Source organism: Dysgonomonas sp. BGC7, assembly GCF_001261735.1.
In the GTDB taxonomy this organism is placed as follows: Bacteria; Bacteroidota; Bacteroidia; order Bacteroidales; family Dysgonomonadaceae; genus Dysgonomonas.
This window is the reverse complement of sequence record NZ_CVRP01000019.1, coordinates 112,334-125,109: the sequence shown is the minus strand read 5'-3', so window position 1 is coordinate 125,109 and position 12,776 is coordinate 112,334. Positions and strand designations below refer to the sequence as shown.

General features: G+C 35.9%; 7 protein-coding genes. All 7 read left to right on the top strand.

Annotated elements, in window-relative coordinates:
- Window positions 1-6: 6 nt before the first annotated feature.
- The 7 genes from BGC7_RS15395 (at window position 7) to BGC7_RS15365 (ending at window position 12,770) form a co-directional block, all read left to right on the top strand.
- On the top strand, window positions 7-1,932 hold the full coding sequence (locus BGC7_RS15395; protein ID WP_050702491.1) for a RagB/SusD family nutrient uptake outer membrane protein: 1,926 nt from the start codon (window positions 7-9) through the stop codon (window positions 1,930-1,932).
- A gap of 18 nt (window positions 1,933-1,950) precedes the next feature.
- On the top strand, window positions 1,951-3,288 hold the full coding sequence (locus tag BGC7_RS15390; RefSeq protein ID WP_082206800.1) for a BT_3987 domain-containing protein: 1,338 nt from the start codon (window positions 1,951-1,953) through the stop codon (window positions 3,286-3,288).
- Between the two features lie 20 nt (window positions 3,289-3,308).
- Window positions 3,309-4,859, top strand: coding sequence for a glycoside hydrolase family 76 protein (locus BGC7_RS15385; protein ID WP_082206799.1), 1,551 nt, complete (start codon window positions 3,309-3,311; stop codon window positions 4,857-4,859).
- A 255-nt stretch (window positions 4,860-5,114) separates the two neighbouring features.
- Complete coding sequence (locus BGC7_RS15380; RefSeq protein WP_050702488.1) at window positions 5,115-8,684, top strand: glycoside hydrolase family 2 TIM barrel-domain containing protein; 3,570 nt, start codon at window positions 5,115-5,117, stop codon at window positions 8,682-8,684.
- A 32-nt stretch (window positions 8,685-8,716) separates the two neighbouring features.
- Window positions 8,717-9,847 carry a glycoside hydrolase family 76 protein gene (locus BGC7_RS15375; protein WP_242034397.1) on the top strand — a complete coding sequence of 377 codons (1,131 nt, stop codon included), beginning with the start codon at window positions 8,717-8,719 and terminating at the stop codon, window positions 9,845-9,847.
- A gap of 34 nt (window positions 9,848-9,881) precedes the next feature.
- The gene (locus tag BGC7_RS15370; protein ID WP_050702486.1) at window positions 9,882-11,243 is read left to right on the top strand and encodes a GDSL-type esterase/lipase family protein; all 1,362 of its coding nucleotides are present in this window, start codon (window positions 9,882-9,884) and stop codon (window positions 11,241-11,243) included.
- 105 nt (window positions 11,244-11,348) lie between these two features.
- Window positions 11,349-12,770: a glycoside hydrolase family 125 protein gene (locus tag BGC7_RS15365; protein ID WP_087880083.1), complete on the top strand. Its 1,422-nt coding sequence runs from the start codon at window positions 11,349-11,351 to the stop codon at window positions 12,768-12,770.
- Window positions 12,771-12,776: the final 6 nt, after the last annotated feature.

The window sequence follows — 12,776 nt, the reverse complement described above, 5'->3', positions numbered from 1 at the left end:
AATAATATGAAAACTAAAATAGCAATATATATATATTTCGCATTTTGCCTATTACCATTGGCCTCGTGTTCCGATTTTTTAGATAAGATGCCTGATGATCAAAAGACCATGGATATGGTTTGGAAAAGCAGAAAGGAAACAGAAGCTTATTTGTATAATGTATATGCAAAGCTCCCAAATGAGCACGCAATATGGAATGCGGTTCCATGGATTGGAGCATCCGATGAAATGGATATAGTATGGGAGCGTTATATGACAGCAAGTATAAATGTAGGAAACTGGAGTCCGGCAAACGTTCTTTACGATCCTTGGAGTGATTATTATCAAGCAATAAGATCATCATTCGTATTTGAAAACAATGTAGATAAATGCTTTGAATTGACGGATGCATTAAAAAAACAATATAAAGCAGAAGTGAAATTTTTACGGGGATACTATTATTGGCGCCTACTCCAGCAATATGGTCCATTCGTGTTGATAGAAGAAGAAACAAAATTTGACGAAGATTGGAACAAATTTCCTCGCACACCCTACGAAACATGCGTCGCATATATATGCCGTATGATGGATGAAGCTAAAGATAGTGGAGCATTACCATTAACATGGAAAGTCGATCAGAAATGGCTAGGTAAGGCAGATCAAATGGCATGTCTGGCTGTCAAATCGCAAGTACTGCTTATGGCCGCTAGCCCTCAATGGAATGGAAATCAGGATTATATATCATTCAAGAACCATGATGGAACACCATTAGCTAATACAACATACGATGAAAATAAATGGAGAGATGCAGCTGATGCAGCCAAAGCAGTAATAACCGCAGCCGAATCGGCTCCAAAAGGGCATAGTATAAAACTTTACATGAATAATGAGAATGGTGATCCAACTTTCAATCCATATAAATCGGTAAGAGATCTCCATCTGGTAAAATGGAATAGCGAAGTTCTGTGGGCCACAACAAAAGGAGATATTGATGGATTGGAGAAACATGTAACTCCACGTCCAGGAGGTTGGAATGGAGTAGGACCAACTCAGCGTATTGTAGATGCATTTTATATGGCTAATGGTAAAACAATAGATGATCCTACAAGCGGTTATCAAGAAGTGGGATTTGCGAGTGTGGCTCACCCTAAATGGGAAAATGATAATATTGATGAAATTCAGTCAGGAAATTCATGGGGACATCGCATTGGAGAATGGAATATGTATGCCAATAGAGAAGCAAGATTCTATGCAAGCATACTATATAACGGACGCCCTTTGCCACAAGTATCGAAAGAAGATAGAGATATGTATTCGAGCAGTAAAAACAAAAATGGCTGGGGGCGTACAGAATTATATGCCACAGGATTATCAGGTTCAGGGGCATCAGATCATACAAATACAGGTTATCTATTGCTTAAGTTTATAAATCCTAACAGTAACCCTTACCGAAATCAATTCAGTGCCTGGCGACAACATACATATATACGTTTGGCCGAAATATACCTAAATTATATAGAATCTCTTAATGAATATGATCCGGGAAACTCTGATATAGAAAAATATTGGAATATGCTCAGAAATCGTGCAGGTCTGCCAAGCATATTTTCTACTTATCCAACAATAAAAGGAGACAAAGATAAGCAACGTGAGTATATAGTCAGAGAGCGACAAGTCGAACTATGTTTTGAAAGTGATCGCTACTTCACTACTCGTCGTCGTCTCTTGTCCGATAAGATTGATACTAAACGTCCAGAGGCGAGAAGAATGTATGGTGATGCAGGACCTATATATGGTATGAATATTATGGCTGGTGCCGATTTTAATTCTACCGATTTTTATACACGTACGCCATTTGAAACAAGAGTATTTACTAAAAAGATGTACTTATTCCCAATTTCGCAAAATGAAATGGACAGGAACAGATCAATGGTTCAAAATCCGGGATGGTAAAATAAAAAAATAAGAATTATGAATAAGATTAAACTAATATATAGCTGCATCGTATTGATAAGCTTATCAATATCTCTATTGTCGTGCAATGATGACACAAAGGAAGATAACCTTAGTGCTACTATGGTTTATTTTGTGCACGATGGAGTCCAGAATTTAAAGATGTACGACAAGGGGAATAATACAATCTACGCATATAGTCTGGATTTGTATAAATCAGGAGCCATAGAAAACAGCAGTTCGGTTCGTGTAGGAATAATGTCTGCCGATGAGTTAGTTGCATACAATACAACTAATGGAACAAATTTTGAATTATTAGCTCCAGATGTATACAGTCTGGAAAAGAATGAGGTTTCATTCTCCAGCGACAGAAAGGATGTAAATCAAACTATAATTATCAATTTCGATCCGTCTAAATTGGCTCCGGACAATACGTATAAAGTGTTACCATTGAAAATTGTAAGTGCCTCAGTAGATATAAATAAAGAAAAATCTATTTGTATTATCTACCCTCAATCACATACACCTAACTTTTCTTTAACTACTCTTGGCACTAATACAATTAGTTATACTAAAGGAGAGCAAAGTGTACCAGAACTCGATATTGTAACACAACTTGATATTGACGAAAATGACTCTGATATTGAACTGGAAATAGAGATAGATCGCGATTATGTGACAAAATACAATCTCGATAATGAGGAAGATTATACCGTTCCTGAAGCCAATAAATACACATTGGAAACTAAAAAAATATTAAAGGCAGGCAAGACCGAATTAGCCTTTAACCTAAAGATATTCCAACAATATTTAACTGGAAACTATATGCTTCCAATACGTTTGAAAAGCAGTTCGAAATTTGGTGTCAATAAAGACGAATATTATGTCGTGAAATTAAATGTGTTAGCTGATGAATTGTCAAAGAAAGATTGGACTATAGCAGATTTCAGTTCTGAAGAAGCAACAGGCGAAAGTGGTGGTGCGAATGGAAAAGCGATCTACCTTATCGACGGAAACAAGAACACATTCTGGCATTCGCAGTGGCAAGGAGCAATGGCAACACTTCCTCACTATATCACAATAGACATGAAGAAAAGTATGACAATCACACAAATTGATATGTACCAAAGACAGACTAGTATTGCTGAAGTACAAACTAAAGCAGGCCAGTTTCTGATTAGTGAAGACAACATAAATTGGAAAAAACTAGCTAATTTCGAGGCACCTAAAACACACAATTTGTTGTCTTATCCTGTAAAAAAGGCTAAAGGACGGTACTTGAAAGTACTTATTACCGAAAGTTATTTCAATAATCAGGTGGCAAGTATAGGTGAAATTACAGCCCGAGGCTATTAATAACAAGTAAAATAAATAATATGAAAAGAAAAACTATATACGTATTTATCTTATTATTTGTCGGTGTTTTTTGCTTTAACTCTTGTGTGGGTGACGACGATATTGAAGCACCTGAGTACCACTTAAAGCCCAAAGATCCGGAACAAGAATCTGACAATAAAATTGCAGACGAGGCTTTTGATGCTTTCAACAAAGCCTATCTGGTCTCAGAGAAAGGGTTACAATATTATCGAGAAACATTAATTAGCAATGAGAAGGATTATTTCTGGGGACAGGCTTTAGACATCCAAATGGCAGAAGATGTATATTGGAGGACAAAGAATCCTAGCCAAGCTATATTAATTAAAAATTTGTTGAATACTTTTATCAAACAAAATGTAGGTACAACTCCTCCCGGAGAGTGGGGCTGGAACGATTTCAATGATGATATTCTCTGGGCAGGATTAGCTTTTGCAAGAGGTTATCAGATTACAAACGAAGAATTATTTCGCCAAAAAGCAGAATATGCATTCAACTTAATGTACGACAGAGGCTGGGATACTGAGTTAGGAGGAGGAATTTGGTGGAGGCAGCTTCCCATTAATGAAGATGAAAGATCTAAATCGGCTCTTAGCAATAGTCCAGCTGTTATATTAGGCTGTTATTTGTATGAATTCACCGAAAATAACGATTATTTGATAAAATCGACAAAAATATCAGAGTGGTTATTAAAGACGTTGTATAGAAATCAAGATGGCGGTGTGTATGAAAATATAAAAGCAACCGGTGTACTATCTGATTACGGCAATGTGTATACAAACGGAGCTTTTGTGGAAGCCATGGCCTATATGCATAAAATAACAGGCGACAACAAATATTATGACGCTGCTCAAAAAGCCTCCGATTTTGTAAAAGATTATAGAACTACTAATGGAATCATAGCCTCTCATCGGTATAATGGAACATGGCAGTCGGAATATCTTCGTGGGGTTGGTAATTTTATCAGAGAAAACAACCTTTGGGATGTATATTATAGCTGGTTGCGGAAGAATGCCGATGCAGCATGGAGCAAACGTCGTACAGATTTGAATCTCACATGGAATGACTGGCGAAATCCAACAGACCCTAATGACAACGAGATGAAACCATTAGAAGCACTAGGAGGTGTAGTGGTTCAACAAATAATGCCTCTTAAGAATCCTCTGCTTGAGGCTGGGAAAGAATATCAAATCAAGCTGAAAGCTGATTCATCACAAATTATCGGTAAATCTGATAGTAAGATAATTCTGGTAAAAGAAAATGGAGGAAATGTTGAGAGATTTAAAATAGTAGTGAAAGGTTATGGATATTACCAATTAGAATCGACAACTTCTAGTGGAATGGTCTTAACTATAGATGGAACGAATATAATATATAAGAAATCGGAACCCGATAATGATAACCAATTGTGGAAACTTATCTTTGACAATAGAGAGTGCCATAAGCTAAAACCTAAAAAAGCCCCATTGAAATGCTTAGCATATCAAAATTCGATATTGACTTTAATAAAAGAAGAGCATAGCGACAATGAACGTTGGATGTTCAGAGAATAGAGAAAGTTATTTGTGAAGTTACGAGGTTACAACTCTATTACTGAATAAAAAAGAATTCATCCAGACTTTTTATTTTTACTTTCTCTTTGTTATCTAGAAATACGAAGTATATAATTGTGGAAATACTTCATTAGCAGTTGGCTTGGCCAATCTTTAGAATCCGGAAAAATAAGGAGAAAGTAAAAATAATTATACTTTAAGAGTTAGAACAGTATTAATCACTATATAGAATCTTATAATTTTTCAAAAAAAGAAATGAACAAGATATTAAAAACAATTTTATTTCTCCTCTTAGCGATACCATGTATGTCGCAAGAGATAAATCAAAGCGTATTATACAAAATAGTAAGCCCCTCAGGTCTGGTAATTGATAATCGAGACAGCTACGAAGACAATGCTAAAATATACTTAAGTAAAGAGGTCAAGGATAACAAAGGACAACTGTGGAAAATTAGAAAACTAGACAACGGTTATTATGTTATCACAAACCCTTACAGTGAGAAAAGTCTTGATAACGGCAATATGCACGAAGGCAACGGAAATCCTATATTACAATGGGGAGAAAGTATCTCTAATGATAACCAACATTGGAAAGTCCAGGTGACAGGCACGGGTGCATACCAAATCACACAAAAGGTAACAGGGATGTCTTTAGCATATTCAGGAGAAGAAAGAGTGGGATCTGTCATTTTTCAAATTCCAAAATCATCCCAAGTCTGGAGGTTAGTAGAAACATCTCAAGGGATACCTACCGATTATGCTGTGAGAGGAGATCATGAATGGGAAGATGAAAGAGTGTTTGAAGTAAATAAAGAGAAAGGACATACAACTTATATACCTTATCCTTCGACCGAAAGCTTGAAAAAGGATAAATATTTTGAAAAACTTTGGTTACAACCTCAATCTCCTTTCTTTCTATCGTTGAATGGCAACTGGAAATTTAATTGGGTCAAACAGCCTTCTGAAAGACCGGTGGACTTTTATAAAGACAATTACGATATTTCCTCTTGGAAAGAAATTAAAGTTCCATCTAACTGGGAGATGCTGGGCTATGGCACTCCTATCTATACAAACGTTACTTACCCTTTTCTTAATCGTCCACCGTTAATTCAGCCTCAGAAAGGCTATACCAACGAAAAAGAACCCAATCCTGTAGGATCATACGTAAGAAAGTTTTCGATACCAGAAGATTGGGATGGAAAAGAAGTCATTCTTCATTTTAATGGTGTATATAGTGGAATTTATGTATGGATAAATGGTCAAAAAGTAGGATATAGCGAAGGAGCTAATAATGACGCAGAATTTAATATTACCAATTACATAAAAAAAGGTCAAAATACAATTGCTGCCGAAGTATACAGGTGGACAGATGCAAGCTATATCGAAGATCAGGATATGTTTCGTTTGAGCGGTATACATCGTGATGTATATTTATACGCTATACCAAAAGTTCATACGTTTGATTATCATTTACAATCGGAGTTTAATGGAAATGATTTCTCTTCAAGCATATTTAAGGTAAAAGCAAATATTAGGAGTTATAATAAAAAGACTTCAAAGAAACAAAGCTTAATAGTAACATTGCTCGATCCTGCCGGCAAAGAAGTGACTAGGATTTATAAAACAATCGATGTAAATGGAATGTCTAGCATTGATGTAGATTTGAAAACGAAAGTAAACAATCCTCAACTCTGGTCAGCCGAAATCCCGAATCTTTATACAGTAATTGTTTCGATGAAAGATGAAAAAGGGAGAGAAACTGAAGCTATGGCATCTAAATTCGGATTTAGGAAAATTGAAATAAAAAATAAGCGGGTATATATAAACAATCAACCTACCTTTTTTAAAGGCGTAAATAGACACGATATTCATCCACGGTTAGGTAAAGCTGTAAATGTAGAATCAATGGAACAAGATATCTTGTTGATGAAGCAGCATAATATTAATACAGTACGAACAAGCCACTATCCGAACGACCCTAAAATGTATGCTTTATATGACTATTATGGCCTGTACATAATGGATGAGGCTGATCTGGAAAACCATGGCAATCATAGTATTTCAGATCGCCCAAGCTGGATACCTGCTTTTGTAGATAGAATAGAACGTGTAGTGTTAAGAGACAGAAATCATGCTTCTGTAATATTCTGGTCGCTTGGCAATGAAGGTGGAAGCGGACAAAACTTCGATGCTATGTACAAACGAGCAAAAGAATTAGATCCAATTCGTCCAATACATTACGAAGGGAAGAACAGTATTGCAGATATTCGTTCTGCAATGTACTCTTCAATAGATGACATGACCCGAATAGACAATGAGAATTCTGACAAACCATACTTTATTTGCGAATATGTCCATTCGATGGGTAATGCAATGGGTAATCTTGCCGAATATTGGGATTTTATTGAAAACAAATCGCAACGTACGATTGGGGGTTGTGTATGGGATTGGGTAGACCAAGGACTTAATAAATACGGGGAACCAGACGATAGGTATTATTATGGAGGAGACTTTGGGGATAAACCTAACGATGGTGATTTTGCATGCAACGGGCTTACAACCCCTGACAGAAGAATAACAGCTAAGCTTCTGGAGGTGAAGAAAGTATATCAATATGTAAAATTTAATCCCATGGCCCTTGTCAGTGGTAAGATTGAAATTGATAACAGATATAATTTTACAAATCTATCTAATTTCGATTTGAAATGGGAAGTAATAAAAAATGGTATTAGACATGAGGAAGGAACGTTAAACTCGTTAAGCTTAGCCCCCTCAGAGAAAATGTCATTAATCATTCCATTTAACCGAAATTTAGAGCCGGGAAATGAATATTTCTTAAATGTATATCTCGTATTGAAAGAGGATGTTTCATGGGCGAAGAAAGGCTATGTTATTGCGTCCGAACAGATGGCATTGACCAACCGTGTTCATCCACAAACGATAAATAGACAGAATTTACAAGACCTATCAGTTAAAGAATCGCAGAAAGATATTATTATTACAGGAAATACTTTTAATGCCTCTTTTGATAAGAATACAGGTGTAATGACTTCTCTCAAATACGAAGGGAAAGAGATGATTCATAATCAGTCAGGATTGCAGTTCAATTGGTACAGGTCGGTCAATAATGACAAGTATACCGATCAGAATTATTATGATACAGCTTATGAAAACTCTTTTTTCAATTATTACGCTCAAGCAGATAAAAAATCTGTAACGCTGATATATAATGCAACAGCAGTAATAAAAAATGACAGAATGTTAAATGTTCCTTTACAGATAAAATATGTAGTATATAGTAATGGAACTATTGATGTGGATGCTTCGTTTACACTACCTGAAAATGGAGATATTATTCATCGTCTCGGGTTGCAAATGGCTTTATCCCAAGGTTACGAAAATGTTCATTACTATGGTCATGGCCCCCACGAAAATTATTCGGATAGAAAAACATCTAGCTTTATTGGGCTTTATAATACTACTGTCAAAGATATGGAGGAAGAACATTATGTTCGTGCCCAAAGTATGGGAAACAGAGAAGGCATAAGATGGATCAGTATGACCAATGATGATAATACAGGACTAAAGATTACATCTAAAAATAATCTTAATTTTAGTGCTCTTCATTTTACAGATACTCAAGCTTGGGAAGCAAAGCATGATTTCAAACTTCGCGAGATCCGAAAACCTGAGATATACCTGAATCTCGATTGTATCCAGCAAGGTTTAGGTAATGCTAGTTGCGGACCACGACCTTTAGACAAGTATATGATCCCTGAGAATCAACCTCTAAGTTATTCTTTCAGAATAGAATCTATAAAATGAAAAAACTCTTATTTTTAATATTAATACCTATTATGGTTTCCTGTAACAAGGAAACCATAATAAAACTATCGAGGATAGACAAAGCATATATTACCCTCGATTCTTTATATAATCATTATCAAGATCAGAATAATTGCTTGTTATATGAAACATTTCCTTACGACAACGATTATAAAGCAGGATATTTGGCACAAAACACAGAGAATCATAGCCAATATGCTTATTTGTGGCCATATTCAGGAACTCTATCGGCTATAAATGCTATACTAGAATCAAAGAATGATGAAAAATCTACTCAATTATTGAATGGATGTGTCTTAGTCGGTTTAGAAAAATATTTCGATACAAACAGACCTCCATCTGCCTACGCTTCATATATCAACACTGCTGCAATGTCCGATCGTTTCTACGATGATAATGTTTGGCTTGGGATTGACTTTGCAGACATATATCAGATTACTAAAAATCCGAAATATCTGGATAAAGCGAAACTCATTTGGGAATTCATTGTAAGTGGAACTGATGACAAACTGGGAGGCGGCATATATTGGTGCGAACAAAAAAAAGAATCAAAGAATACATGTTCAAATGCGCCCGGATCGGTACTTGCTTTTAAGCTTTTTCAGACCACTGAAGATAGTACTTATTTTTACAAAGGCAAAGAATTATACGAATGGACAAAATTGAACTTACAAGATGCTGATTTTCTATACTTTGATAATATTAACTTAGAAGGCAAAGTAAACAAAGCAAAGTATGCTTATAATAGTGGGCAAATGTTACAATCTGCAGCTCTACAGTATAAATTAACTCAAGATTCTATTTATTTGACAGAAGCACAGAATATAGCAAAGGCCTGTTATGATCATTTTTTTACTGATTTTACTACAGATCAGGGAGATAAATTTCACATGATAAAAAAAGGTAACGTGTGGTTTACGGCTGTTATGTTGAGAGGCTTTATAGAACTATACAAGATAGACAATAATAGAACCTACATTGATGCATTTGATAAAAGCTTAGATTATGCTTGGCTACACTCCAGAGACAATAATGGATTGTTCAATGTTGATCTTAGCGGGAAAGAGAAGGACGAAAAAAAATGGTTGTTGACACAAGCTGCCATAGTCGAAATGTATGCACGCCTGGCTATCTTGGACTAATAAAAAGATTTGGTTTCTAAAAACATTTATAAAAATGGGAGTTATAAAAAAAATTGTATTCTTAAGCTTATTGACAATTGTATCTATTATTTTTCAGGCACAAACAAGAATTGCCTGTGTAGGCAATAGTATAACAGAAAATACGGCATTATCAAATGATGATAAGTATCCTGCAATCCTTCAACGATTATTAGGAGATGAATACGAAGTTCGTAACTACGGACTCAGTGCAAGAACTCTATTAAAAAAGGGAGATCATCCGTATTCGAAAGAAGACAAATATAAGGAGGTCTTAAACTGGAATCCCAATATTGTAATAATAAAATTGGGGACGAATGATGGTAAGGCGAATAACTGGAAACACAAAGCTGATTTTGAGAAAGATTATATTGAATTTATTGATTCTTTTAAAAACCTACCGAGTAATCCTCAAATATTTGTATGTTACCCTATACCTGTAGTAGAAGATAATTTTTTACCCTTATCCGATACTTTGGTCACACGAGAAATGATGCCAATGATAAAAAATGTGGCAAAAAAGACAAATTCGAGAATTATAGATTTACATACTCCTCTTGTCGGGAAATCTGATTTTGTATACGATAAAGTTCATCCCAACGAGAAAGGAACTAGATCTATGGCCCGGATAGTAGCTAAAGCTATTTGTCCTTGGCGTTCATTTCCCCGTCCGGCTCTTCACCCATTAAGGATTGTGTTTGTAGGTAATAGCATAACAGCTGGTGCTGGTATTGAAATAGATCCAGCACAAGAAGCAATACATTATCTGGATAGTTTAGGGTACGACCTAAAATACAAGAATTGTGGCATAAGTGGTTATACTACCCAAGATTTTTTACCGGGTAGTAATGCTTTCAAAAGAATAATAGATGCTGCTAATGATATCAATCAAGAGTTGATACCGCTTGTTTTTTCTATTAAACTCGGAACTAACGACAGCGCAATCAAGGGACCGACAGGTGCACCTATATCGCCAGAAAGGTATGAGCAAAATATGCAGAAGATCATAGACTCACTGCATACACGTTTCACTAAAGCTGAAATTATTCTACATTATCCTCTTTGGTATAGTCCCAACACACAGAATTCGTCTTCTTATTTACAAGAAGGACTTGATCGCTTAAAATCATACGAACCTGTAATAAATAAATTGGCTAAGAAAAATAAAGGCTTTGTAAAAGTAGGGGATAAAAAAGGATTTGATATTTTTCGTAAGAGATATACAAAATATTATCAAGCGGAAAATGGGGAGCAAGGTATCTTCTTCTTACATCCTAACACAACGGGTGCAGTAGTATTAGGAAACCTTTGGGGAGAGAGTATTGATAAGGTTATTCGCCAAATTATAATAAAAAATCAAATTAAAAAACTACCTTAGGTAAGTATTCTTCAAATCATAGTATTACCTTTTTAATTTTTTATAAAAAATATGTATATGAGAAAAATAATTTTTACTGGATCTCTTTTAGCCGCCCTCTTAGGGATGAATAATCTCAGTGCAATTAACAACATCAGGTTGGAATCCGACAACACGACCGTGATACATCAAAAGAAAACCGATTATAAAAAAAGTAATAGACCTGCATCAAAAGATAGATTATTTACTTCTTCGGCTGTGGAAAAAGAAATTGTTAGAATAAAAGCCCTGTTGACCAATCCCAAACTGGCATGGATGTTCGAAAACTGCTTTCCCAATACATTAGATACTACAGTCCGCTTTGAAAGAAAGAATGGAAAACCCGATACGAGCGTATATACAGGAGATATTCACGCCATGTGGCTACGAGATTCAGGAGCTCAGGTATATCCATACATTCAATTGGCCAATAAAGATCCGGAATTGAAAGAAATGCTAGTGGGTACAATTCTTCGTCAGTTTAACAGCATTACTCTTGACCCTTATGCAAATGCTTTTTATACAGATGTAAATGAAACAGGACATTGGCAAAGCGACATTACCGATATGAAGCCCGGTGTACATGAGCGTAAATGGGAGATAGACTCACATTGCTACCCTATCCGTTTGGCATATCAATACTGGAAAACGACAGGAGATAGCAGTGTATTTCAGGAAGAGTGGCTCTTAGCTATTGAGAGTATTTTGAAAACTTTAAAAGAACAACAACGCAAAGATGGTGTCGGACCTTACACATTCAAACGTAACACTGATCGTGCTTTGGATACTCTTAACAATGATGGGAAAGGGGCTCCGGTAAATCCTGTGGGATTGATTGTTTCCTCGTTTCGTCCATCTGATGATGCTACAACTCTACAATTCCTCGTACCATCCAATTTCTTTGCTGTAACATCACTTCGCAAAGCCGCAGAAATATTGAATACTGTAAATAATAAACCCGATCTGGCAAAAGAATGCAGTAGCTTGGCTGATGAAGTAGAGGCCGCCCTGAAAAAATATACGACCTATAACCACCCAAAATATGGGACTATTTACGCTTTTGAAGTTGATGGGTTTGGAAATCATCTACTAATGGATGATGCAAATGTTCCCAGCCTGTTAGCTATGCCATATTTGGGAGACATAGACATAAATGATCCTATTTACCAAAATACGAGGAAGTTTGTGTGGAGCAAAGATAATCCGTACTTCTTTAAGGGTAAGGACGGCGAAGGCATAGGTGGGCCACACATCGGATACAACATGGCATGGCCAATGAGCATCATGATGAAGGCCTTTACGAGCCAAGACGATGCAGAGATCAAATGGTGTATCGAAACTTTGATGAAAACCGATGCTGATACCGGCTTTATACATGAATCATTTAATGTGGACGATCACTACGATTTTACTCGCGCATGGTTCGCCTGGCAAAACACGTTGTTTGGGGAACTGATTATAAAACAAATAAATGAAGGAAGAGTCGAATTACTGAATAGTATCAAATAAAAAATA